The sequence below is a fragment of the Domibacillus iocasae genome (genome assembly GCF_001750285.1).
GTDB lineage: Bacteria > Bacillota > Bacilli > Bacillales > Domibacillaceae > Domibacillus > Domibacillus iocasae.
This window is the reverse complement of the sequence record NZ_MAMP01000006.1, coordinates 53,168-78,449: the sequence shown is the minus strand read 5'-3', so window position 1 is coordinate 78,449 and position 25,282 is coordinate 53,168. Positions and strand designations below refer to the sequence as shown.

Annotated in this window: 18 protein-coding genes; 5 read left to right on the top strand and 13 right to left on the bottom strand. The window is 44.3% G+C overall.

The features are described 5' to 3' along the window. Positions 1–18: 18 nt before the first annotated feature. The 5 genes from BA724_RS03200 to recQ form a co-directional block, all read right to left on the bottom strand. A complete protein-coding gene (locus BA724_RS03200) occupies positions 19–1,284 on the bottom strand; it encodes a nickel pincer cofactor-dependent isomerase, group 22 (RefSeq protein ID WP_069937245.1) in 1,266 nt (421 codons plus the stop codon). 92 nt (positions 1,285–1,376) lie between these two features. Beyond that, positions 1,377–2,669, bottom strand: coding sequence for a four-carbon acid sugar kinase family protein (locus BA724_RS03195; protein WP_069937244.1), 1,293 nt, complete (start codon positions 2,667–2,669; stop codon positions 1,377–1,379). Between the two features lie 188 nt (positions 2,670–2,857). Further along, positions 2,858–4,744 carry a PrpR N-terminal domain-containing protein gene (locus BA724_RS03190; RefSeq protein ID WP_069937243.1) on the bottom strand — a complete coding sequence of 629 codons (1,887 nt, stop codon included), beginning with the start codon at positions 4,742–4,744 and terminating at the stop codon, positions 2,858–2,860. 300 nt (positions 4,745–5,044) lie between these two features. Then, positions 5,045–5,989: a PD-(D/E)XK nuclease family protein gene (locus BA724_RS03185; RefSeq protein ID WP_083256027.1), complete on the bottom strand. Its 945-nt coding sequence runs from the start codon at positions 5,987–5,989 to the stop codon at positions 5,045–5,047. Next, positions 5,982–8,105 carry a DNA helicase RecQ gene (gene recQ / locus BA724_RS03180; protein WP_069937242.1) on the bottom strand — a complete coding sequence of 708 codons (2,124 nt, stop codon included), beginning with the start codon at positions 8,103–8,105 and terminating at the stop codon, positions 5,982–5,984. Before recQ ends, BA724_RS03185 begins: the two co-directional genes overlap by 8 nt. A 230-nt stretch (positions 8,106–8,335) precedes the next feature. Between recQ and BA724_RS03175 the strand changes: the two genes are divergently transcribed. From BA724_RS03175 to BA724_RS03155, 5 genes are all read left to right on the top strand, one after another. Next, on the top strand, positions 8,336–9,253 hold the full coding sequence (locus BA724_RS03175) for a proline dehydrogenase family protein (protein ID WP_069937241.1): 918 nt from the start codon (positions 8,336–8,338) through the stop codon (positions 9,251–9,253). A gap of 15 nt (positions 9,254–9,268) precedes the next feature. Beyond that, positions 9,269–10,810 carry an L-glutamate gamma-semialdehyde dehydrogenase gene (gene pruA, locus BA724_RS03170; RefSeq protein ID WP_069937240.1) on the top strand — a complete coding sequence of 514 codons (1,542 nt, stop codon included), beginning with the start codon at positions 9,269–9,271 and terminating at the stop codon, positions 10,808–10,810. Positions 10,811–11,091: 281 nt separating this feature from the next. Then, the gene (gene putP, locus BA724_RS03165; RefSeq protein WP_083256026.1) at positions 11,092–12,564 is read left to right on the top strand and encodes a sodium/proline symporter PutP; all 1,473 of its coding nucleotides are present in this window, start codon (positions 11,092–11,094) and stop codon (positions 12,562–12,564) included. Positions 12,565–12,576: 12 nt separating this feature from the next. Continuing rightward, on the top strand, positions 12,577–13,806 hold the full coding sequence (locus tag BA724_RS03160; RefSeq protein ID WP_069937239.1) for a PucR family transcriptional regulator: 1,230 nt from the start codon (positions 12,577–12,579) through the stop codon (positions 13,804–13,806). Between the two features lie 34 nt (positions 13,807–13,840). Beyond that, positions 13,841–14,308 carry a low molecular weight protein-tyrosine-phosphatase gene (locus BA724_RS03155; protein ID WP_069937238.1) on the top strand — a complete coding sequence of 156 codons (468 nt, stop codon included), beginning with the start codon at positions 13,841–13,843 and terminating at the stop codon, positions 14,306–14,308. Between the two features lie 398 nt (positions 14,309–14,706). Here the strand turns inward: BA724_RS03155 and BA724_RS03145 are convergent, their stop codons facing one another. The 8 genes from BA724_RS03145 to BA724_RS03115 form a co-directional block, all read right to left on the bottom strand. Then, on the bottom strand, positions 14,707–15,321 hold the full coding sequence (locus tag BA724_RS03145) for a histidine phosphatase family protein (RefSeq protein ID WP_069937236.1): 615 nt from the start codon (positions 15,319–15,321) through the stop codon (positions 14,707–14,709). Positions 15,322–15,365: 44 nt separating this feature from the next. Then, positions 15,366–16,736 carry an allantoinase AllB gene (allB, locus tag BA724_RS03140; protein WP_069937235.1) on the bottom strand — a complete coding sequence of 457 codons (1,371 nt, stop codon included), beginning with the start codon at positions 16,734–16,736 and terminating at the stop codon, positions 15,366–15,368. A gap of 34 nt (positions 16,737–16,770) precedes the next feature. Next, positions 16,771–17,847, bottom strand: a complete 1,077-nt coding sequence (locus BA724_RS03135) for an ABC transporter substrate-binding protein (RefSeq protein ID WP_069937234.1) — start codon at positions 17,845–17,847, stop codon at positions 16,771–16,773. A 32-nt stretch (positions 17,848–17,879) separates the two neighbouring features. After that, positions 17,880–18,737, bottom strand: a complete 858-nt coding sequence (locus tag BA724_RS03130) for an ABC transporter permease (RefSeq protein ID WP_069937233.1) — start codon at positions 18,735–18,737, stop codon at positions 17,880–17,882. A gap of 14 nt (positions 18,738–18,751) precedes the next feature. Then, positions 18,752–19,474, bottom strand: a complete 723-nt coding sequence (locus tag BA724_RS03125; protein ID WP_069937232.1) for an ABC transporter ATP-binding protein — start codon at positions 19,472–19,474, stop codon at positions 18,752–18,754. A gap of 211 nt (positions 19,475–19,685) precedes the next feature. After that, on the bottom strand, positions 19,686–19,988 hold the full coding sequence (locus tag BA724_RS19105; RefSeq protein WP_342669983.1) for a hypothetical protein: 303 nt from the start codon (positions 19,986–19,988) through the stop codon (positions 19,686–19,688). Next, positions 19,985–20,107: a hypothetical protein gene (locus BA724_RS19100; protein WP_342669982.1), complete on the bottom strand. Its 123-nt coding sequence runs from the start codon at positions 20,105–20,107 to the stop codon at positions 19,985–19,987. The genes BA724_RS19105 and BA724_RS19100 overlap by 4 nt, the downstream gene beginning before the upstream one ends. 315 nt (positions 20,108–20,422) lie before the next feature. Continuing rightward, complete coding sequence (locus tag BA724_RS03115; protein ID WP_069937231.1) at positions 20,423–25,255, bottom strand: OmpL47-type beta-barrel domain-containing protein; 4,833 nt, start codon at positions 25,253–25,255, stop codon at positions 20,423–20,425. Between the last annotated feature and the right edge of the window lie 27 nt (positions 25,256–25,282).

Sequence of the window (25,282 nt, the reverse complement as noted above, 5' to 3'; positions counted from 1 at the left end):
TATATCATCCCTCCATTTTTATTCATGACTCCATTTTGGAAAATACCCATTTTCATCAAAAACGATTTCTTCTGGCTCACCTATAATTTCAATGTGATCCAGGTTAGCGATCTCAGGAAGCAACGATTCCGACACATATAAATATTCGAGATGAAGCGTATTTGGAATGCGCATAAATCGCATATTTTCCGATTCAATTCCCCAATTGGCGCGAGTTGCCGCTGTTATCGCTTCACGATCATTTTCCATAACAATTGGTATCATTGCCCGACTGAGAAATGTACTTGTGATCACATTTTCATTCATTTTTTGATGGTTTACTTGATCAAATAGCCGCTTTGTCGTTAAATCTGCAAGACCAATACCGAGTGCATTTCCATGTGATTCCTCACTTACATTACTGGCTACAATGTATTTAATACGAGGAGATACCGGCTCCTCAACACCAAGAATGCGGATTCGGCCGATAATATTCGTATCCATCCCGGTTCCGCTGTAGTTTTTGCCGATTTCGTCTACAACGAGAACATCAATGTCCTCTACAGGGAGCCTCGGCATAAGCGCTGCTGACGTTTCAAGCAGCTCCGCTTCCCTTTTTTGAATGGACTCGGTCGGGATCGCTTCCAAAATGGCTGTCTGCTCAAATGCATTTTCTAAAATCGCGACTCCGCATAAAATCTTTGTTTTCTCGAACAACACGTTCGCCACTTCTGGCATAATATCTCGAATTCCATGCACACCATGGCTATGAATAAGCAATGCCTGCTTATGTTTGCCAAGACCAATGGCAGCCATTTTCATCAAGCCGCTTTCAATGCCAATAGGTGATTTAAAATCGGTGTGTACTTTGACGCGTCCCATTAAAATAATACCGTCTGCTTCCCATGCGTTTTGATCGATGTGCACAGACATGCCATCCGGTGTATCGCCTACATGCACGACATCCATCGAGGAAAGAATTGGGGCACCACAGAAATCTTCTGTAATACCCAGGCTGTTCAGCACTTCAACCTGTCCTTCTGCTGTAGCCCCGCCGTGACTGCCCATCGTCGGTACGATAAAGGGTTCTGCTCCCAATTGTTTCAGTTCATCTGCACACGCCCGGATAATCTCTGCAATATTCGCAATGCCGCGGCTCCCTGCTGTAATCGCAATTCTCATTCCCGGTTTTACTTTTTGAGCAAGCTTCACACGGGCAAGTTGCTGTGCAATTTCTGCCTCAATGTTTTCCACAACGGGACCTTGAAAATGCTGCTTGACTTTAACGATACGAGGAAATTTCACTACTTGTCGAACCTCCACCGCTGCAAGCTGATAACAAAACCATTGATGATACTGCCATTACGCCTAAAAACTTTTTCATTTCTTTGACCTCCCTATGATAAATCGTTCATTTTATTCATCGCATTCACTAAGGAGTGCGGATTTCCAAATGCTCCTGCCTTTGTGACAACAGGCAAGCCTTTTAATGTCCCATCTAATATTTCACAAAATGGAATCCCTTCTTCTGCCTCATCAACAATTTGAAGACTCTCCACACCCAGCTGTTCAAATGTGCGGTATGCGATATCGCCGCCGGTAAGTATAAGACCTGAAACCTCACAATCATCTAAAACAGAAGCCGCAATTTGACCGAGTGATAAAGCAATCATATTCCCGATCTCCATTCCATTTTTACCATTCCACTTTTGCAGCTGCTGCCTTATTTCCTCAGAATCATTTGTTGTTAAAACAGGGGCATATCCCTTTTTCAATACATCAATAATCTCTTCGACCATTTGTTTCATCTCTTTTTCTCGAAGTTCATGGTTTACTAAATTTAGAGGCTCAGCCGCAACAATCTGTACACGATCTTGAGATGCAAGAGACTGAATTTGACCTCTGGTGATAGCGCTTACACTTCCCGCAATCGTCAAAACAGAAAATGTTTCTTTCGTCTTTCTATTTAATTTTCCTTGTATGCAACTCGGTTTTTGTTCAAATGTTTCCGCAAAGCTTTCGGCTAAACCAGCAGAGCCCACCCAAAGGACTTTCAAGCCACTTTTCCCCACAGCGTTTGTAACCGTTATCAAATCAGATTGTAAAAAACCGTCACACACAATAATCTTTTCATTTCGCTGAAGGCTCCTGTGTATGTGCTCTACAATTTCGTTTTTTCTAATTTGATTAATGTCTAGATGACTGATTTTCCTGCTGCTCTGACTGCCAATCAATGTTGGGATATGTGAAGTTTCCACAGGGCATTTCGGGTCCTTTGCTATTTCTGAATCTTCCAGCAGACAGCCATTAACAATGTGGTACCCGCCCACCGTCACTCTTCCGTTTTTTGGATAAGCAGGAAGAACAATTGCTATATCAAATAAATTACTGTCCAATAATGCATCAATTTCTATTCCAATGTTCCCGCGCAATGTTGAGTCAATTTTTTTATACACATGAGGAAATGAATAAATGGTCAAATATTCTGAAATATTTTTTATTTTCTGGAAAGCTTGCTCTGCGCTCAATGACCTTGTTTCTGCATTTATGACGACGACGTCTGCCACATTCTGCTTATCAATTTTTTCAGTTCTTAATAGAGAAATTGTGCAAAATCCTTTTTTTGCAAACTGGACGCCTGCATCATTAGCCCCTGTCAAATCATCTGCAATAATTAATAAACTGCTCACTTCATTTATCACCTGCCATCTTTTAAAACGTTTTCATTTTTTGCTACTTTCTGCAATTATCATATATCAGCATGTTGCATATTACAATACATTTCTCGAAAATTTTATAAAAAATGTTTAATTTTGATACATTTCTGTTTTTTTGTTGCTTTTTGTTTTATTTAGAAACACAAAAAAATAACGAATTTTCATTCGTTATTTTTTGTTTCTTCTTTAATTTTCCGCCATAAAGTTGATCGATTAATTCCGAGCCTTTTTGCGGCGCGCGACTGATTGAACCCTTCTTCTTCCATCACTTGATTAATAATTTCTTTTTCAAGTTCGCCTAATGTTTTATTGTTTATGTTAATTAAAGAGCTAGTAAGGTCACTATTATCATTTTTTAAAAATAACTCATCTAAAATCTTGCCCACATCATTTTTTTCAATAAAAGAGCCTGTGGTTTCCATACACATTCTTTCTATAATGTTTTTTAATTGCTGAATATTCCCTGGCCATTTTGCTTTTTTTAACTGATTCATTACCTCTGGACGGACCCCGACAATCTGCTTGCCAAGCCTCGCATTAAAAGATGCGATAAACCAGAGAACTAATTCAGACATATCCTCAGGTCGATTCCGCAGCGGCGGGATCAACAGAGTGGCTCCATTTATAAGATGAAACAAATCTTCACGAAATTGCCCTGTCTCTAATTTGCTGTTTAAGTTAAAAGAATTAGCAGAAATAATCCGGACATTTACCGGAATGGCATGTGTTCCATTAATGCGCGTCACCTTGTTTTCTGTCAGTACATTTATTAATTTCGCCTGGATCGACAGTGGAAGCTGGCCAATGGCATCAATAAAAAGTGTTCCGTTGTGTGCAGCTTCAAATACCCCTTGCTTCTGCTCCGCTCCCTCAAAACCAAAGATTTCTTTTTCCAGTTGCTGTTCTGAATACGCTTCACAATTCAAAAAAACAAAAGGAAAATCTTTCTGGGCGCTTTCGTTGTGAATGGCTTGTGCAAGACTTTGTTTTCCAGTCCCCGGCTCGCCGTAAATAAGAATTCGAGTATTCGTTTTACTGAGTTCATTAGCTGCACTGATTTGCCGTTTCATTTCCTCATTTATTGCTACTAAATTATTAAAGTGCATTTTAGGCTGTGCAGAATGAGTAAATAAACTGCGTCTAATTCGACTTTCAATCCTTTGAACCTCTTTCGTTTCTTCTAAAATCAAAATATCTCCTAACATATTTCCTTGGCGTTTCAGTGGAAGCCTTCTTAGAACATATTGTTCTCCTCCAAGGATACAAATTGTCTCAGTGAGTTCCAGATTAGAACGAAACAAATCCTCTCTATACAGCTGTGGTATAACCTTGATCAACTTTTGGCCCTTTATCTCTGATTCTTTTAAACCAAGAAACTTCTCTGCTTTATCATTAAGCATTTGAATATCCCCATGGCTGTCAATGCCAACAAGACCTTCCGGATATCCTTTTATGACACTTTCAAAAAATTCACGGTTTACTTTTTCGTTCTTTGTATAAAAATCTATTTGTTCTGCTTCATAGATAGAATCCTCTACCGCTTCTCGACCTGATGCAATAAGAATGGCATTCAATCCGAATGAAGTAGCAACAGATGTTGTAATAACGTCACCGATAATAACCTGAACGTCTTCTTTAAGCGCTTTTTTGATACCAATTTCAATTTCATTTTCTTCGTTAATTGGAAAGAAGGATAAATTCATTTCCAGCAGCGTTCCAATGACATCTGCTCCTTGAATCGTATTAAAATAGCTCATTAAGCCTATTTTCCCTGAATAACCTCTTAAAAGAGTCAATGTTCTAAGAATGTCATAGCCAGTAATTTTCACTTCAACGACGGGCAGGGAACAATGTTTTCGAAGAAGATGAGCCGTTGCGCCCCGGCTTATGATAACATCATACCCTTCATTCTCCAGCTCTTTTGCAATTGACAGCCCTTTATAAAGATCTCCAACCTCTATATGTACGTCCTTTTTTAACCCACTGGCCACTTCAAGAAATAAATCCTTCAATCCTTCATAAGGAGCAACCACTAAAATTCTTGCCATACTTACGCCTCTTTTCCGAAAGCTATATAACCGTTGCATTTTGCTACACTCATTGTATAGTGAAAATTATAAAAATACAACATCGCTTAATATTTACAATGAATTTTTTGAGTAAAAGCACGTTTTCAGCTTTGAAATTTTATTTCGGTCTAGTACGCCTCCTGAATAATTTAAGTTTTTCCCTGCTCTTTTTCCTGTGGCTTGCGCGGGCCGCCCCCTTCAATCAGCATAGTATTCAGTTCTTCGAAGTCCGGCCAACTTCATTGATATCCAACCGTCCAAAAAGAGAAAAGACTGCCACTAATTATTTTGTGACAGTCCTAAACAAACTTCTTTATAATTGCACGTTTCACAGCGCCGCTCGTATTCTGTTCTTGGAAAGTCCCTCAGCTCAACTGGTTCATTGGAGATCATATCAAGCTGGTAGCGGCGCATCATGTGAATGCTTTGTTTCATTTTTTGAAGCATAATTTCAATGTCCGCTTCACTTAGTTGATATGACTTTTGCACGCCGGTCAGCACGTATTCGTTGCGGATTTCAATTTCTTCCACGCTTGCGCCATATTTTTGTATAATGTAATATGCATACAGCGCCAGCTGGCTCCGGTCATCGTCCGCTTCTTTACCGGTTTTCCAGTCAACAATCACCCATTTGTCCGCTTCCAGGTCCCGATACAATAAATCCATGACGACAAAGATTTTGACACCGTCCACTGTCATAAACCGAAATTCTTCAGCTTGCTGGAACTGCATCGTCTGCGGGCGTTCGGTTATGTCGCGAAATGAACCGCTCCAAAGCAAATTTTTAAACACAATGTGCAGGCGGCGTCTGTATTCTTCCGCTTCCATTCGGTTCAACTCGCCGCCGTAATACATATCGTACAGCATATGAAACCGGGCTGGTTTTTGCATCCATTGCCGCTTCTGGTCGCGTGAATCGGTATACGCCCGGTTCATCATGCCACGTGCTTGTCCGATCAATTCCGATTCCGTCATGACATGCCCATGCTCTAGAAAAAGACGGACCGCTTTTTCGGCCAGTTCATGCACAATTTGTCCAAATGCGATCGGCACATTTTTCAGCTTTTTCAGCCGGTATACGTGCTTCACAGATTCATCGGCATCATACAGCCAGCCGTTATGACCCGCATAATAGTCATATCCATATTTCCGTGCGCACGTCATCAACGTTTTATGCCGCGAAAACGACCAGGAAAACTCGGGGAATTCTTTTACCTCAAACATGGTTCCGTCTCCGTATCTCCAGGAATACTTTAATCATGCCGTACGTCACGTCCTCAGGCACCAGCTCTTTAATTGGCTTCAGCCGGTCCGCCCCTGCTTCATCAACCGCTTTTTGAATCGCTTCGTGGTAATGGGACGGCATAAGAAGGTCGAGATTCACATTCAGCCCTTCTTCCATACACTGAATTAAATGGTTTTCCACAGTGCTGACCGTTAGTTCCCGCTCAGCCGCGATTGCTTCAGCAGACATTCCTTTTTGGTGCATTTCGAGCGTATCCAGGTACGAATTTACAGACTTTTTCTTCGGGGCGGCGACCGGCTCGGCAGTCAAATCTTTTTGCCGCTCTGGATTCGCTTCCCTGTACACTTTTATTTCCTGCAAAAACGCTTTGCCGTATTTCGCCATTTTGCTTTCACCGACTCCGCTGACCGTTAAGAAATCTTCTTCATCCATCGGCAGCTTTGCGCACATATCATGCAGGGTCTTGTCGGAAAAAATAACAAATGGCGGCACACCCGCGTCTTCTGCAATCTCTTTCCGCAGAGTGCGCAGCACATCAAACAATGGATCGTCTGTTGCAATTCTTTTCGTCCGAACCGCTTCTTTTCGCATAACAGATTGTTTGCCAAGCAAAACATCGCGTCCCTGCTCCGTCACAAAAATGGTCGGAAACTGCTTTTGCTCCACCCCGATGAGTTCCTGCGAAATTAAAAACTCAATAAAATTGGTCACATCTTTTACGCTCTGCTTTTTCAAAATACCGTACGTCGATAATTCATCAAAGCCGAATTCAATCAATTTTTTATTGCGTGACCCGGTCAGCACCTGGGCAGTCATCGCCTTGCCGAATCGCTGTCCCATCCGGATGACGCAGGAAAGAACCATTTGTGCTTCTTTCGTAACGTCGACGCTGTCCCTTGAATCGGTGCAGTTGCCACAGCGCCCACACGGCTTCGGATACGGTTCGCCAAAGTATGAAACGATAAACTGCTGCAGGCACTTTTCGGTATGACAATAGTCGACCATTCCCTGCAATTTTTCCAGCTCTTGCGGAATGCGGTCGCGCTCAAGTGACTGGTCAATTAAAAAGCGCTGCGTCTGCACATCCTGTGATGAATAGAGGACAATGCATTCACTGTCGAGTCCATCCCGCCCGGCACGTCCCGCTTCCTGATAATAACTTTCCATGTTTTTCGGCAGCTGAAAATGAATCACATAACGGATATTTGACTTGTCAATTCCCATTCCAAACGCATTTGTCGCCACCATCACAGTCGCTTCATCCGTTAAAAACCGGTCCTGCTCGCTGACCCGGTCGGCGTCCCCCATGCCGCCGTGATAGCGGGCAACCGAAATGCCGCTCTTTTGCAGACGTTCGTACAATTGGTCAACGGTTTTACGTGTAGCCGCATAAATAATGCCGGATTCTTTTTCGTTTTTCTTTAAGTAGTCTTTTAAAAAGCCATTTCGGTCTTGTCCTTGAATAACGGAAAACGATAAATTTTTCCGTTCAAAGCCGGTAATCACCGTATTTTTTTCTTTGATTGAAAGAAGCCGGCAAATGTCTTCCCGCACGTGCGGCGTCGCAGTTGCTGTCAGTGCCAGTACCGCCGGATCGTTCGGAAAAAGCTCTGCCATGCGCTGAATATGACGGTAGCTCGGCCGGAAGTCATGTCCCCATTGGGAAATACAATGGGCCTCATCCACCGCAATAAGCGGAACCGTCAGCTGCTTCAGCTGTTCTACAAACGAGTACGATTCAAGCCGCTCGGGCGCAATATAAAGAAGTTTATATTCCCCATTCCGTGCAGATTTCATCGTTTCATATAAATCCGCACTGCTTAGCGAGCTGTTTATGTATGCCGCCGGAATGCCTGCCGCAAGCAGCGTGTCCACCTGGTCCTTCATTAAAGAAATGAGCGGTGACACGACAATCGTTGTACCTTCTAACACGAGCGCCGGAATTTGGTAGCAGATCGACTTCCCTCCGCCTGTCGGCATGACGCATATTGTATTTTCGCCGCCCAGCACTTGTGAAATCGCCTGCTCCTGGCCTGTCCGGAATGAATCGTAGCCGAAGTGCGACTGCAAAAAACTGCGTGCTTGATCCAGCATGAAAACACCTCTCTGTTTTTTCTTTCATTGTAGCACAAAAAGTACAAGGCGGACGTTCAGGCCCGACAAGTATAAGCCGTCTGAAACCAGGATTATTTGAAAAACGAAAAGTGATTGTCACCCACCCACAATAGAGCGCTTACATTTTTAGCTTCCTTCCACATTGTGAATATACTGAAACGAGCATACAGTATGAATAAGGACATCATTCCGTTTAGGAGGTGCTTTTTATGGAAGCGGTGACGAGAGATTTTTTTTTATTTCTTTCTAAAAACAAAACACTAAACCAATTGGCTAAAAACAGATGCAGCCACTTCGCCACCGGTAAAATTATTGGCGGAACTGATTTTGCGAGTTCCATCGCCTGTATTAAAGCATTAAACACGCAAGGCTTATCTGTTACAGTTGACCATCTTGGTGAATTTGTGGACTCTCCTGAAATAGCAGCCGAACGGACCGAGGAATGCATTGAAACGATTAAAATGATTTACACTGAAAAGCTTGACTCCCACGTGTCGCTGAAAATGACATCACTTGGCCTTGATATCGACCGGAATCTTGTCGTACAGAACATGACACGAATTTTAGAGACTGCGGAGCAATACGATATTATGGTCACGATTGATATGGAAGATGTCACCCGCTGCCAGGCGACAATCGATTTGTTTAAACAATTCAAAGATCTTTATAAAAATATCAGCACGGTGCTGCAGGCATATTTATACCGAACAGAGCAGGACCTTGCTGAGTTAAGCAAAATGAAGCCATTTTTACGCCTCGTCAAAGGCGCTTATAAAGAAAGCCCTAAGCATGCCTTTCCGGACAAAGCGGACGTAGACACCAACTATATGAAGCTCATTGAAAAAAGCCTGCTTGCCGGCAACTATACCGGCATTGCGACGCATGATGAAAACATGATCGAATTTACCAAAACGATGCAGCGGAAACATCATATTCCGCTGGACCAGTTTGAATTTCAAATGCTGTACGGTATGCGCACGAACTTACAGCAGGCACTTGTTAAACAAGGCTATCGTGTCCGCGTCTACGTCCCATACGGCATGGACTGGTACGGATATTTTATGAGACGGCTGGCGGAACGGCCCGCAAATATTGCCTTCGCTTTTAAAGGCATCATCCAAAAATAACGAGGAGTGATTTTTATGATTCCATATAAACATGAACCGTTTACGGATTTTTCCAAAGAAGAAAATCAGACTGCTTATAAAAAAGCAATTAACAAAGTGGAAAAGGGGCTTGGCGGGCACTACCCGCTTGTGATTGGCGGAGAGCGCATCTCAACAGAAGAAAAAATTGTTTCCTTCAACCCGGCGGACAAACAGGAAGTCATCGGTTCTGTGTCAAAAGCGGATCAACGCTTGGCAGAAAAAGCAATGCAGGCCGCATCCGACGCGTTTGGAACGTGGAAAAAAGTTTCGCCGGATATCCGGGCAGATGTGCTGTTTAAAGCAGCGGCAATCGTTCGCAGACGCCGCCACGAATTTTCAGCGCTGCTGACAAAAGAAGCCGGCAAGCCGTGGCGTGAAGCGGATATTGATACCGCAGAAGCAATCGACTTTATGGAGTATTACGCACGCCAAATGCTGGAACTTAAAAACGGTGCGCCGGTGCTCAGCCGTCCCGGTGAATTTAACCGATACAGCTACATTCCGCTCGGCGTCGGCATTGTTATTTCACCGTGGAATTTCCCGTTTGCGATTATGGCGGGGACAACGGTCGCATCGATTGTCACTGGCAACACCGTTTTATTAAAACCGGCTTCCACGACACCGATTGTCGCAGCGCGGTTTGTGGAAGTACTAGAAGAAGCGGGACTTCCGCCAGGTGTTGTTAACTTTGTTCCCGGCAGCGGCGCAGAAGTCGGCGATTACCTGGTTGACCATCCGAAAACACGATTTATTACATTTACTGGCTCACGTGACGTGGGACTGCGCATTTTTGAACGGTCATCGAAAATAAGCGAAGGCCAAATTTGGATGAAGCGCCTCATCGCGGAAATGGGCGGCAAAGATACGATTGTTGTCGATAAAGAAGCGGACCTTGATCTTGCGGCCGAGTCGATCGTCCAGTCCGCTTTTGGCTTCGCCGGCCAAAAATGCTCTGCCTGCTCTCGCGCGGTCATTGTTGAAGATGTATACGATGAAGTGCTCGAAAAAGCGATCGCCTTGACCAAGGAACTGACGGTCGGCAATCCGGTTGATAATCATTTTGTCGGTCCAGTTATTGATCAGGCGGCATATGACAAAGTCATGAGTTATGTTAAAATTGGTGAGGAAGAAGGACGCATTGTGACCGGAGGAACCGGGGACGATACAGCCGGTTATTTTATTCAGCCGACGATTGTTGAGGGTGTGGCGCCGGATGCCCGCTTAATGCAGGAAGAAATCTTTGGCCCGGTCGTCGCCTTTTCAAAAGCGACGGATTTTGATGAAGCGATTAATATTGCCAACAATACCGATTACGGCTTAACGGGTGCGGTCATTACGACAAACCGCTTTAACATGGAAAAAGCGCGCGAAGAATTCCATGTCGGCAACTTGTACTTTAACCGCGGCTGTACCGGCGCGATTGTCGGCTACCAGCCATTTGGCGGCTTCAACATGTCCGGCACTGATTCAAAAGCCGGCGGTCCTGATTACCTCCAGCTTCACATGCAGGCAAAAACAACATCAGAAATGCTTTAAAAAAGGAGGCTGTCTCTTACGCTGCCATCGCCGGCTTAAGAGACGCCTCTTGTTTAAATGGAAGGCGCAATTCCTCAGATTTCCGGCGTATTTCTCACTCATTCCAGTGCGATACAAAAAATGAACGGCGTTATACATCCTAGATATAACCAGATCGCACCGTTCGTGTTAAAAAATGCGCCACTTTTTTGGTTATCGCGCCCCTCCATCCATATGCATTTATATTGAAGCAGCCTTTTCCTTTTTCTTACTCTAAAAACCAATTGAAAGAAGGGATTTATTTGGTCGATACTTCATTAATTGTCTCGATCGTTGTATACATGTCCGGCATGCTCTTAATCGGCTACTATGCGTACAAACGAACATCGAACTTATCAGATTACATGCTCGGCGGACGCGGACTTGGCCCTGCTGTTACAGCTCTTTCCGCTGGTGCTTCCGATATGAGTGGCTGGCTCATGATGGGCTTGCCCGGTGCCATGTACGCAAGCGGCATCAGTGCCTCGTGGATCGCCATCGGCTTAACCCTCGGTGCCTGGGCGAACTGGCTGTATGTGGCACCCCGCCTGCGTATGTATACGGAAATTGCTGGAGATTCGATTACGATTCCAGCTTATCTTGAAAATCGGTTTCAAGACCGGTCAAAAATTATCCGTCTCGTTTCTAGTCTCGTTATTATCGTCTTTTTCACCTTTTACATCTCATCTGGCATGGTATCTGGAGGCGTTTTGTTCGAGACTACGTTCGGCCTCGATTACCATATCGGTTTATGGATTGTCGCCGGTGTTGTCATTGCGTATACGCTTTTCGGCGGATTTTTAGCGGTCAGCTGGACCGACTTTGTACAGGGAATTATTATGGTGTTAGCACTCGTATTAGTCCCGGTTGTGACAGTTATGCATGTTGGCGGGATCGGTCCTTCGATTGATACCGTTCGTTCTGTAGACCCGGCTCTTTTAAACATTTTTACAGGTACAAGCTTTATCGGCATTGTGTCCCTTTTTGCCTGGGGACTTGGCTATTTCGGCCAGCCGCACATTATCGTTCGCTTTATGGCTATAACGTCGGTGAAAGAAATTAAAAAAGCGCGCCGCATTGGCATGAGCTGGATGATTTTCTCCGTAGTCGGTGCGATGGTAACCGGCTTTGTCGGCCTTGCTTATTACACAAGCAATAATATGCAAATTGCGGATCCGGAAACGATTTTTATTGAACTCGGTGATATTTTGTTTCACCCGATCATTACCGGCTTCCTTATTTCCGCGATTTTGGCTGCCATCATGAGTACGATTTCGTCTCAGCTGCTGGTTACATCAAGCTCGCTTACGGAAGATTTATATAAAACGTTTTTCCGTCGCGATGCTTCGGACCGGGAGCTTGTATTCTTGGGCCGCCTGGCCGTTTTAATTGTCTCGATCGTTGCGCTTATTTTATCGTGGGAACAAAACAAAACAATTTTAGACCTTGTCGGCTATGCATGGGCAGGCTTCGGTTCATCATTTGGCCCGGCGATTTTGCTTAGCCTGTACTGGAAGCGGATGACCCAATGGGGAGCGCTTGCCGGCATGATTGTCGGTGCTGTGACCGTTGTTCTATGGACGAAAACACCTTTCGCAGACACAGTATACGAAATGATTCCCGGCTTTGCGGCCAGCTTGCTTGCAATCGTCGTGGTCAGCTTGCTAACAAAACCGTCTGTGGAAACAGCGCAGCAGTTTGAAAAGTTTGAACGGACGTTAAACGAATCAAAATAAGGAGGGTCCGTTATGGGTTTAAACCAGCCGCTTGAAAAAATTCTCTCGCTGAACGATTTAAATGAAATAACTGATATCATTAGCGGTGTGTTAAAAAAACCTGTTGTTGTTGAAAACGAGCAATTTTCTCTTTTGACGTACAGCTCGTATTACATCGAACAGTTTGACCAGGCGAATCAGCAGACGATTTTTTCAAAAAGCTGGACGACCTCCATTTTAAAAAAGTTTATGGACGAAGGCATTGTCGATCAGCTGAAATCTATGTCAAAGCCGTTTCGTGTAAAAGAAATGAAAGAAATCGGGCTGAATCAGCGTGTTGTTGTCAGCACTCAGTACAAAGAACAAATTCTTGGTTATATTTGGGTGCAGGAAACCGAGCCGCTTCTGACGGAGGGTGAGCTTACTTTTTTACATGACGTTTCACTTCATATCGGCAAGGTGCTGCATAAAAAAAAGCAGCTGGCGCGGCGTCGTGATGAAAAGAAAAATGATTTTTTCAAGAAACTGATTCACCAGTCGTACCGGACCGACAGTGAAATGAAATGGGAAGCGGCGCAATTAAATATTGCGTTGCCTTCTTCATTTATCGTCGCTGTGTTTACACTTGATTCGATTGAGGATGAAACGATTGATGACCTGCATGAAACGATTTTGCTTTTTGCCAATACGCTGGATCAGCCGGCGCATGTATTTACCGATCATTTGCAGGTAACCGTTTTGCTCGGCGGGACGTCGGATGTACTGCTTTCAAGTGCGCGTGTGCTCGCCCGAAACGTGAAAAGCCAGTTTCAAGATCACCAGCTTTATGCTGGAATCGGCAACAGCTATTCATCGATGACGATGCTTCGAAAAAGCTATCTTGAAGCGCTTGAAGTGTGCCGAACCGCCCAATTTTTGCATGGCAATGGTGAGGTGCCGGTCGAATACAGCCGCCTTGGCATTCTTCGCTATTTAGAAACGATTTCCGACTACCATTTTAACACCCATTATGTAAACGAAGATTTGCTGAAGATCCGTCAAAAAGATACGGATGGCCATTCTGAACTGCTGCGAACGATAGACGTGTATTTAATGAATAACTGCCGGATAAAGCCGACCGCAGAAGGGCTGTTTATTCACACAAATACGCTCAAATACCGGCTGAAACAAATTGACGAAGTAGCATCGATTGACTTTGATGACTTTAACACACGCTGTCAGCTTTATATCGATTTGCAGCTTATGAAGCGGGACCTTCATTGATGTATAATGAGTGGAAAAGGAGTGAGTGAAAGCCATGATTCATGTTTTATTCGTCTGCCTCGGCAACATTTGCCGGTCGCCTATGGCGGAAGCAATGTTCCGTGATGCAGTGCAAAAGGAAAACTTAAGCGGGCGCATTACAGTTGATTCCGCCGCAACAAGCTCATGGCATATCGGCTCGCCGCCGCATAAAGGAACACTGGCCAAGCTGAAAGAATATAACATTTCTTCAGAAGGGCTGTCCGGACGGCAATTGGATACAGCCGATTTTGAAAAATTCGACTACATTATCGGCATGGATGAAAGCAACATCTCCAACATCCGCGAGATGCTCGGCCAGCCGGATCATCCGAAAATTATGCGGTTTCTTGATTTAACCGATCATCAAAAAGACGTGCCAGACCCGTATTACACTGGTGATTTCCAAGAAACGTATGTCCTTGTGAAAGACGGCTGTGAAGCTCTTTTGAAAAAAATTCGCGCCGAGCATTCGCTTGTTTGACTTTGCGGGTGGACATACATTTAATTAAGCGAAAACATTCCCTTTTAAACGGACGCAAGAAGGACTGCCACCACAGGTAGTCCTTTTCTTATTTCATTTCCTGCTAACGCCGGAATAATCAAATTAGCGCTGAAATAACAAGCATGAACGCCGATAAAATATTTTATCGGCGTTCGCATATACTTTATCGGCGCAAGCAGAAATATACCGGCGTTCGCGCATGAAAAATCAACGCAATCCATTGATAACCAGCTTTTTAGGCCTCTTCTTCTTTTTTAGTGATACGTCTCTCCGTCGATATGACCCGGTTCATGATGCGTTTCCTGATCAAGAAAGCTCCCACCGATCAATGCAGCACCGCTCGCGCAGGTATCGGCGAGTTTCTCCTTCTCCATATTTCATTCATATGTATCATTCACATTCTCCAAATGAGACGTTTCATTCACAGATATAATCGACAGCTTTTTCCCGTTCCAAGACAGCCTTGTGATCGACGTGTTGTCAATTTTCCCGTGTCCCGTTCCTGCCTGGCCATCCGACAGTTTATGTATGAGTGCGTTTACCGCGCCGCCATGGGTGACCACAAGCGCCGGCGCTCCGTTTGTTTCTTTTGAAATCAAGGTGAGCACCTTTAGCATCCGCTCCTGCATCTCTTCAATCGATTCCATTCCGTGCGTCATCGGCATGCCGAAATTTTCCGCGTAATTCGGCACCTGTTCCAAAATCTCTTTCAGCAGCTGCCCTTGCAGCTCGCCATAAAATCGTTCCCTAAGCAGGCGGCTTGCCGTAATGGATTCAACCGGCAGCCATGCCGTCGCAAGCTTAGCCGTTTGAAAGGCGCGGTCCAAGTCACTTGAAAACACATACTCAAATGAAATGCCTTCCTGCTCAAAATAAGCGCCAAGCAGCGCTGCCTGTTTCCGGCCTTCCTCACTTAAGCCAATGTCCATCTGCCCCTGCAGGCGCCCAAGCGCATTCCATTTCGATTCTCCGTGGCGGACGAGGTAAATCATGTAGATAAACTCCTTTTTTAAGAAGCATATCATACAATGCTGTTTTAAAGCACCGGAGGACCGACAACATCAACCTGCCATTTTCCAGAAGCTCCTTCAGCAGGTCCCGTTCCGCTTGTAAACACTTCCCGACCTCGGACGTAAACAGACTGCACTGATGCCGGAAACGTTTCGTCCATATACACGCTGATCGGATGCTTTGCATAAAAATTGTCCGGTGTCACAACATGCGGCTGCTCCATTGACACGATTGCAAAATCTGCATCCATTCCCGGCGCAATCCGCCCTTTCCGTTGTGCAAGGCCAAACCGCTCCGCCGGCTTTTCAGCAGTCCACTTGGCAACCGTCGTCAGCGGAATATCCTCTTCTTTTACAAAACGAATCGCCGCAAGAAGTGTCTGCCCGCCGCCGCTAATACCGCCCCATGCATCTAAAAAGCTGCCGTTTTTCATCTCTTTTAAATCCGGTGTACACGGCGAATGATCGGAGGTTAAAAAATCAATTTTGCCCATTTTCATGACCTTCCGAAGCTTTGCCTGATCCGGCTTTTCTCGAAGCGGCGGCGCACATTTGGCCACAGCTCCTTTTTCCTTCAGCGTGTCATGCGATAAAAGCAAATAGTGCGGGCATGTTTCAAGCGTCACATTCACACCCTCGGCACGCGCATTTTGAATAACCGACACGGCCTCCGCGCTGCTAATGTGGACAAAATGAAGCGGACATCCTGTCAGCGTCGCGTAATAAATCGCCCGCTCAACCGCTTCCACTTCCGTCGAAATCGGCCGTGTCGCCAGGTAATCATCCGCACCGACACGGCCTGCACGGCGTTTTTGCTCCGCTAAAAACGTTGTCACCGGTCCGCTTTCCGCATGGAGTGCAATCACTTTACCGAGTTCTGCAATCCGCTTCATTCCTTCAAGCAAATCAAGATCCCCGACCGCTTCAAATTCTGCATTGCCGGTTGGAGACATAAAGGCTTTAAAGGCCATTGCACCCGCACCAGCCAGGCCTTCAAGCTCACCCAAATTCCCCGGCACAAGCCCGCCCCAGAGCGCAAAATCAACGAGTGACTTTTCTTCTCCAATTGCTGCCTTTTGAAGGAGCGCTGCTTTATCAATCGTAGATGGAATGCCGTTTAATGGCATATCCGCGAATGTAGTAATCCCTCCGGACGCAAGCATTCGTGAACCCGTTCGAAACCCTTCCCACTCCGCGCGGCCCGGCTCGCTGAAATGAACATGTACGTCAACCGCTCCAGGAAATATATGCAGTCCTGTCGCATCGATTTCTTTTTTTGCGTCTATACGAATTGTTGTGGATACTTCTTCAATCACACCATTTTGGACACCAATATCCGCTTTTTGTGCCGAACTAGATGTAACAACTGTACCGTTTCGAATAATTAAGTCGTACATACTCCATTTCCCCCAATAAAGAATAGCCCCCTTTTTAGGAGGCATTTCTTTTTATTTTGCNNTATTTTGCTGTGACAAGCGTCGGATCCACTTCTTCCAGTAAAGACAAATCAATATAGTCTGACTGTTCCGGTACGGACTTAATGTTTCCGACACTCATTAAGTAATCGGTAACGGCTGTTCCATTGCTTCCATCGATAAACGATTCATCCGCTGTCATGTTATACACATTCCGGTTCATAATTTCTGTCAGCTCTTCTTCTGACAAATGAAGCTCCGGTGCTAAAACCGCAACCGCTTCTTCACGGTTCTCATTAATATATGTGGTTGCTTTATTTAATGCGCGAATGACCGCTTTTACTGTATTCGGATTTTCTTCTAGAAAATCATCGGTTACTTGAAGAGTCGTATGAACACTCATCCAGTCAACTGGTTTCGCTTCTCCCTCAAGTGCATTCGATGTGCCGCTGAACAAAAATTTGCCTCCTGCCGCAATACCTTTTGTATTAAACGGTTCCCATGCGGCCATTGCATCAATGTCACCGCTTTGAAGAGCAGTCAGTGCATCACTCGGTGCCAGATTTGCTACTTTCACTTTATCCATATCAACGTCATATTCTTTTGCCATGTTATTGATCGCAATCACAACGTCTGCACCTGTCGGAATGCCGATTGTTTTTCCTTCTAAATCCTTCGGTGATTCAATGCCGGAATCTGGTCCCGCCACAACCGCCTGCGTTCCTGCAATTTGTGCAAGCGGCGCTACAATTTTCACGCCAACGCCTGTTGATGATAAAATAATATCCATGAAGTTTGTCTGCAAGCTGATCGGTGCGCTTCCCCCTGCAACCATCGGTCCGATGTCCGGCCCGCTTTCCACCAGGTTATTCGTTACATTCAGCCCTTCTTCTTTAAAATAGCCCATTTTGTCTGCAATAATTTGCTGGGATGAAATTTGTGCATCACGCACACCAACAAGTGTAAAATCAGTTAATTCCGGATCAGATCCTGATGCTGTGTCTGTCGCGGCCGCATCTTCTGTTTTATTTCCGCATGCTGCCAAAGCCAAGATTAAAATTGATGAAACAAGCAATAGAAACCATTTTTTCATTCTCTCTTCCTCCGCCATTCTCTAGTTTATTTTTATTTTTCAACAGCCTGGGAAAAGCCACCCTGTCTCCAGGAAAGCATCCGGCGATCGATTTGTTTTAATATGAATGAAAAGAAGCTATATTCAATCCCGATTAAAATAATCGCAACATACATATCGGATAATTTAAAGAAATTACGGGCATCAACAATAATGTAGCCTAGACCGGATGTCGCTCCCATCATCTCGGAGACAATGAGCGCTGAAAATGCAAGCCCAAGACTAATCTGAGCGCCCGATAATATATTTGGCAGCACAGACGGCAAAATGACTTTCCGGTAAATTTGTCTTTCACTTGCCCCAAGACTGAGTGCAGAGCGGATATAATTAGAATTAACCGATTTAATGCCTTCCACTGTATTTGTCAGCACCGGGAAAAACACTGTCCAGGCAATCAAAATCACTTTCGGTACCTCCCCAATACCAAACCAGATAATAAACAACGGCAGAAGTGCCAGCGAAGGAATAGGTCCTATCATATTTAAAATAGGTGTAGCCCACTCTTCCATTTTCTTCGACTTGCCAATCCAAAGTGCAAGCCCGATCCCCAGCGCCGCACCGATAATAAATCCGGCAAAAATCCGCAGCGTACTTGACAGAAGACTCGCAAACACAATCCCTTCCTGTATCATTTCCACAGCCCGAACCGCAATATGGCTTGGCGGTGGAAAAAACATTGGATTAGCGAGTTCTAACGCCATGTTCATTCTTGCAATAAGCTCCCAGGCAAGGAAAAACGTCAAAATCGGAATCATCCGTTTCGCCAAATGCTCCTTTTTTTCTGTGTTCATTTGTAAAGGAACAGTCGTCACAGGAACCTTCAGCTTGTCCATATTTTTAATTTGTTCCATGCTTTCTGTCTCCTTTACTGCACAAGTGTGCGTTCAATTTCTACAGCCATTTCCGCAAAGCCATCATCCGTATATTGACGCGGACGCGGAATATTCACCTTCATATCACTCGCGACATACCCTTCTTTCATCACAATAATCCGGTCAGCTAAATAAATCGCTTCCGATATATCATGTGTAATGAAAATAATCGTTGTTTTCAGGTTGGACCAGATATCGATCAGCTCATTGCGCATATTCTCTTTTGTAAATACATCAAGCGCACCAAACGGCTCATCCATTAATAAGATTTTCGGTTCCGCAGCAAGTGCCCGTGCAATGCCGACCCGCTGCTTCATTCCGCCGGAAAGCTGAGAAGGATAATGGTCCGCGTATTCACCAAGCCCTGTCATGTTTAAGTACTTTCTCGCTTTTTGCTCTGCTTCCTTTTTGTCGATCCCCTGAACGTCCGGACCAAACAAAACATTCTCAAGTACCGTGTACCATGGGAATAACGCATGCTCCTGAAAAACAACCCCTCGATCTTTTGAAGGACTTTTCACATGCTCCCCATCCACTACAACACTACCGGAATCCGGACGGGTAAATCCGGCAAGCAAATTCAATAAAGTTGATTTTCCACAGCCGCTATGGCCAAGCACACAAATGAACTCATGCGTTTGTATATGTAGATTAATGCCATTCAGCACTTGTTGCTGCTGAAAACTTTTCTTTACATCCTGAATAATCAATTCCATTTCTCCACCTCTTTATGTTATATTTCATAACATCAATGAACCTATTTACAGTATAATCTGAAAATGATGAAGAGTCATTGTACGATTTAACTAAAGATAAATTATATTTTATCTTTATTCTCTAATTTCCAATTATTTGTTGTTAGATTATCTGACAATAATAATTTGAAAACATCTAAAAAAAGCACCCTTGGTCTCAAGGATGTTTTTTTTAGGTTATGCACTTTTCGGCATATGCCTTGCGCGGATAATTTTGTTTCCACTCTTTACTCTTTTTCGCCATTACCGGCATCAAGAACCGGTCGGCGCCGTAGTACATCGCGCCTTTTGCGGCAAATAGGAGAACAACTGCGGCCAAAAGCAATGTCCGATTTGTGCTGACTGTGCCGGCCCATAAGAAGTTCAAATTCATAAACGCCCCAGCAATCAACGCCGGTACTGTAAGGACCCCGGCAATGAGCGCAATGCCGACAAGCAGCTCACCCCAGGGAATCAAAATATTAATGATCTTCACACTCGGCAGGGCACATTTTCCAAAAAACCTGTATAACCGGCACTGACTGTGGGCATCTTGCCAGTTGCTTTTTCAATTGCTCCGTATAAAAATCCGGATGCATCAAACTCGTCCACCACTTTGTGCCAGCCCTCCTGAATCCACTGAACCCCTAGCCACACCCGAAGCACAGTCTATAACGCCGCCATTACCTTGCCGTTCATTTGAACTGCTCCTTTGATTTTTGTGAACCAATTCACTTCAATCAATTGCTGAGTCTTATTTTTGAAATAATTTACATTTAATTTATACTCTTATCATACTCGACTTTTTAGCTTTTGAATATAGTTTGCTCACTAATTCACAAATACTTTATATTATAAATATCTGCCAACTAAAAAAGATCCTGGCTGAGCCAGGATCTAAAAAAAACTTATTTTAACTGCACAATTGATTTACTTAACCTCAACATTCTTGCTTCCAACCACAAGATAGCCGTTCAGCATGCCACGGAATTCGGCTTTGACAGTTCCAGGGTTCCAAGTGAAATCTTCTCGGTTAAACTTGAATTGTCCTTTCTTCGCTTGCTGCTCGAGTCCATTCGTTCCTGTATTAGCAGAAACACCGCTGAGCTTGGCACTGCCGAGGTCAAATTGTGCTGGGTTGAATCCTTTTGGCACAGTAACCTGCACCGTAATAACACCGGAATTTTGCTTAATGATGCCCGGGTTAACATCAATAGATGCTGGGATATAAACAACAAGTGTCTTTTTGATTGTTGTCGTCCAGCCCGCTTTATCTGTAACCGTAACAACAACTTCGTATGTTCCCGGCTGGCTCAATGTCACGGCATCGCCGTTCTTGTAGGCTTGGCCATTTAACATTAATGATTCAGCAGCAATGCCCGATTTAACATCCTCTGCTTTATATGTTAAATTCAGCGACGTTCCGAGTGCATATTCCTCCGATAAATTCCAGGAAATTACTGGTGTCGTTTTATCAACTTTTACTTCGATTGTTTTTGCTTCTTCAGCATTTCCAGCTTGATCGACTGTGTAGAAAGAAACATTTGTGACGCCTTCCTTACTTATAGTAAAACTTGTTCCTTGTGCATACTCAGATCCATCGATAGAGTAGTATGTTTTCGCCGTGCCGCTCGCTTTGTCTGTTGCTGTCAACTGAACCACTGTATCTTCCTTCAGCCAGTTGTCTGAAGCATCAGACTCCGTAACCGGTGCTGTTTTATCCACTTTCACTTCCACTGTTTGCACAGCCTCTTTGTTGCCTGCTTTATCCACAGAGTAGAATGACACTTTATTAATGCCTTCTTTTTCTACTGTAAAAGTTGTACCTTCTGTGTAGTCAGAGCCATTAATCGAATAGAAGGTCTGCTCTACACCACTCGCCTCATCAGACGCTACGAGTTTCACTGTTACATCTTCTTTGCTCCACGTATCCGGAGCATCCGCTTTTGTAACTGGCGCAGTTTTGTCCACTTTCACTTCAACTGCTTGTACATTTTCTTTATTGCCTGCCTTATCGACAGAATAATAAGAAACTGTACTAATGCCTTCTTTTTCTATAGTGAGAGACGTACCTTCTGCATATTCAGAGCCGTTGACCGAATAGAATGTCTGCTCCACACCGCTTGCTTCATCGGACGCTGTCAATTTCACAGTCACATTCTCTTTGCTCCAAGTATTAGGCTCTTCTGTTTTTGTTACCGGTGCAGTTTTATCTATTTTCACTGCAATTGTCTGGACGGCTTCTTTATTGCCAACTTTATCGACGGAGTAGAAAGAAATGTTATGCACACCTTCTTCTTCAACCGCCAAAGACGTACCGGCTGTATACTCACTGCCGTTTACTGCATAGTAGGTGCCAGCCACACCTGTTTCATTATCTGTTGCTGATAATGTAATCTCAGCTTTTTGATTCGTCCAGCCAGCCGGTGCTTCCGCTTTTGTAACTGGCGCTTCCGTATCAACGATTAGCTTCGCCAATACCGCGTTGGACGGTTCAGATTCACCAAACGAGTTACTGTAAGACGTTACATAATATTCGTGATTCGCATAAGACAAATTCGAAACTGTGTAAGATAGGTTATTCACTTTTTCTGCTACAAGCACTGGCTTCCCGTTAATAAGCTCATAAATATTATAGCCATTCGCATACGTAACAAAGTCCCATACGATGCGCGCACTTGTCTCACTTGTCAACGTCAGTGTCGCAGCTGGCGACTGCATTACAGGATACACAATTCTTTCCGTAACCTTCTCGGAAGGAACCGATTCACCAAAGCGTGTGTTGTAAGCTGTTACTTCGAAAGAATGAGTATCTTCTGTCAAATTGTACACTTTTTGTGTCAATGCTGTTCCTTTGTAAATAAGCTTTCTTTCGCTATTTGTTATTTGATACACACGGTATTCATTTGCCCAAGGAACGGTTTTCCATGTGAGTGTTATGTTGTTTGCGTTGAATACCGTACCGCTTAATGACGGCGGCTGTACAACAGGCCATGTTAGCGTCAGTTTGATTGTGCTTCCTTCCGGTGATTCATCAAACCGGCTGCTATACGAATGAACCTCGTAGGTATAGTCGCCTTCAGTCATGTTAGGAAGCGACAAGACTGTCCCGGCTACTGTTTTCACGAATTCTTTCTGTCCGTTTTTCACTTGATAAACGTTATATGCTGTCGCATAGGTTGAAGCATTCCACCTTAAAACAATGTCATTTCCGTTTGCAATGGAAGACGTCGCGTTAGCTGGCGCCTGCATCACCGGGAATACAATTGTTAGTGAAATTTCACTGCCTTCAGGCGATTCACCAAAGCGATCACTATAGGAGTGAATTTCGTACGTGTAATCCCCTTCAGCCGCGTTGACAAATGAAGCAGCTGTCCCTGTAACAGTCCGGACAAGTTCACGTTCTCCATTTTTTACTTGATACACTTTATAAGCTGTGGCATAGGTTGTGGCATTCCATCTTAAAATAACATCATTCCCATTTACAGTGCTGGATGTGACATTTTCCGGCGCTGGCATAATGATCTCATTCATGTCAACACTCACCCTCGTGCCTTCAGCTGACTCGCCAAAACGTGAACTGACCGAATGAATTTCATATACATGATTGCCGAATGTTACTTTAGGAATTGATGCAGACAATGATGACACTGTTGCTTTTAACACTTTCTCCCCATCAATTACTTCGTATAATTTGTAGCTTGTTGCATACGTTGAAGCATTCCAATAAAAAGCAAGGTCGTTTCCATTTAAAAATTTGTGTGTAACATTTTCAGGACTCTTCATGATCGGATGCACAAGCGAGATGGATATTGCTGCTCCTTCTGTTGACTCCCCGTGAGTTGTAGAATAGGAATGCACCACATACTGATAATCACCAGCCGGCATATTTGAATAGGCAATAGCGGTTCCGGTAATTGTATTCTTCAATACTTTTTCTCCATTTATAATTTGATAAATTTTATAGCCTGTCGCATAATTCGTTCCCGTCCAGCTCAAACGGATATCATTCCCGTTTAAAATAGTATGAGTAACATTTGTCGGTGCTGTCATTGTCTCACCGTTTAACGTAAAGGCCACCGTTGATCCCTCAGCCGAATCACCAAATCTGGATGATGATGCGTAAACAACATACGTGTATTCACCAGCCGGCATGTTTGAATATGTTGCACTTGTGCTGGCTGTATTGCTTTTCAATACTTTTTGATCGCCCGATATTTGATACACTTTATAACTAGTGGCATAATCCACCGTATCCCATGCCAACGTGAAAGAAGTGTTTGATTTAATCGTTTCTTTCAAATTAGCGGGTGCAGCCATCTCGGGATGGACAAGTGAAAGAGAAAGACTGCTTCCCTCTACTGATTCGCCAAAACGGGTTGAATAGGAATAAACTTCGTATTTATAATCGCCCTCCGGCTGATTTGCATACGTTACCGCTGTTCCTGTTACATTACTTTTTAACGTTTTTTGACCTGTCGCACTGACTTGATATACTTTGTAGCTTGTTGCGTAAGGAACACTTTCCCATGTCAGCGCAATATCATTGCCGTTTTTCACACTTGAAGAAAATTGACCCGGCGCAGTCATCGCAATGGCCTCCAACGTAAATGAAACCGTACCGCCTTCTAATGATTCACCAAAACGGTCACTGTATGAGTGAATTTCATACACATAATCACCCGCTGGCATATTTGTATATGTTGCAGATGTGCCGGCTACGGTGCTTTTCAACACTTTTTGACCGTCCACAATTTGATACACTTTATAGCTTGTCGCATTGACCGCGCTACTCCAGCTTAAAACAATATCGTTTCCATTTTTAATGACGTGCGCTGCATTTCCTGGCGCCTCAAGTGCGACGCCTTCCACCGTTAGAGAAGCTCGGCTTCCTTCTGCCGACTCACCAAAGCGGTCGCTGTTAGAACGGATTTCATATACAAAGTCACCGGCAGGGACGTTTGTTAATTTCACCGTTGCAGCGGCCGATGTACTTTTTAACACTGCCTGTCCATCGACAATTTGGTAAAGCTTGTAGTTTGTCGCATAAGGAACAGCATCCCATTTAAATGTGACATCATTCCCGTTTGCAACCGTATACGTAAAATTAGCCGGTGCAGTCATGACTGGATGAATGATTTCTGCTTGAACGGAATCAGACAGCACTGATTCACCGTACAAAGAATTGCTCGCTGAAACGGCATACGTATATTTTCCTTCCGGCGCATTCGTTACAGTGTACGTTCTTGCTGTTGTAGACGTAACGAGGGTTTTCCTGCCATCCTCTGAAATCTGATAAACATTATACTTTTCTGTATACGCAGACGCACCCCAGCTTAAGACAATGTCGTTTCCGTTTTTAACCGTTTGCGTTACTGCAGTCGGCGCCGCCATCTCTGGATATACTACTTCTACTGTCAACGGCGCTGACGGACCAGACTCCCCGTCTGCACTTAACGTCGACACAACGTAGCGGTACGACCCTTCTGCCATATTGTTTAAACTGTAACTGGCCGCTGTCGTCTTTCCGAGAAGAACAAGCTGCCCCTCTTTAATTTCATACACATTATATCCCGTGGCTCCATGAACCGTACTCCATGTCAATTTAACGTCATCCGGTGTCACCATCTGTGCAGCCAGATTACTCGGCGGCAGCATGCTGCTGTTTGTTTCCGCCAAAGCATTAACAGCAGGAGACACCAACTGAAGTAAAAGCAGAAGAACAGCCAGAATCGACAACTTCCTACCTACCTGTTTACTCATATAAAAGTCTCACCTTTCTTTTTTAAA

What these genes read in the sequence shown, in the direction of transcription:
- BA724_RS03185 (WP_083256027.1), bottom strand. Translation starts at nt 5,989, where the DNA reads ATGTTTGAGGTAAAAGAATTCCCCGAGTTTTCCTGGTCGTTTTCGCGG.
- BA724_RS03175 (WP_069937241.1), top strand. Translation starts at nt 8,336, where the DNA reads ATGGAAGCGGTGACGAGAGATTTTTTTTTATTTCTTTCTAAAAACAAA.
- BA724_RS03145 (WP_069937236.1), bottom strand. Translation starts at nt 15,321, where the DNA reads ATGATTTACCTCGTCCGCCACGGAGAATCGAAATGGAATGCGCTTGGG.
- BA724_RS03190 (WP_069937243.1), bottom strand. Translation starts at nt 4,744, where the DNA reads ATGGCAAGAATTTTAGTGGTTGCTCCTTATGAAGGATTGAAGGATTTA.
- BA724_RS03130 (WP_069937233.1), bottom strand. Translation starts at nt 18,737, where the DNA reads ATGGAACAAATTAAAAATATGGACAAGCTGAAGGTTCCTGTGACGACT.
- BA724_RS03160 (WP_069937239.1), top strand. Translation starts at nt 12,577, where the DNA reads ATGGGTTTAAACCAGCCGCTTGAAAAAATTCTCTCGCTGAACGATTTA.
- recQ (WP_069937242.1), bottom strand. Translation starts at nt 8,105, where the DNA reads ATGCTGGATCAAGCACGCAGTTTTTTGCAGTCGCACTTCGGCTACGAT.
- BA724_RS03155 (WP_069937238.1), top strand. Translation starts at nt 13,841, where the DNA reads ATGATTCATGTTTTATTCGTCTGCCTCGGCAACATTTGCCGGTCGCCT.
- BA724_RS03125 (WP_069937232.1), bottom strand. Translation starts at nt 19,474, where the DNA reads ATGGAATTGATTATTCAGGATGTAAAGAAAAGTTTTCAGCAGCAACAA.
- allB (WP_069937235.1), bottom strand. Translation starts at nt 16,736, where the DNA reads ATGTACGACTTAATTATTCGAAACGGTACAGTTGTTACATCTAGTTCG.
- BA724_RS03115 (WP_069937231.1), bottom strand. Translation starts at nt 25,255, where the DNA reads ATGAGTAAACAGGTAGGTAGGAAGTTGTCGATTCTGGCTGTTCTTCTG.
- pruA (WP_069937240.1), top strand. Translation starts at nt 9,269, where the DNA reads ATGATTCCATATAAACATGAACCGTTTACGGATTTTTCCAAAGAAGAA.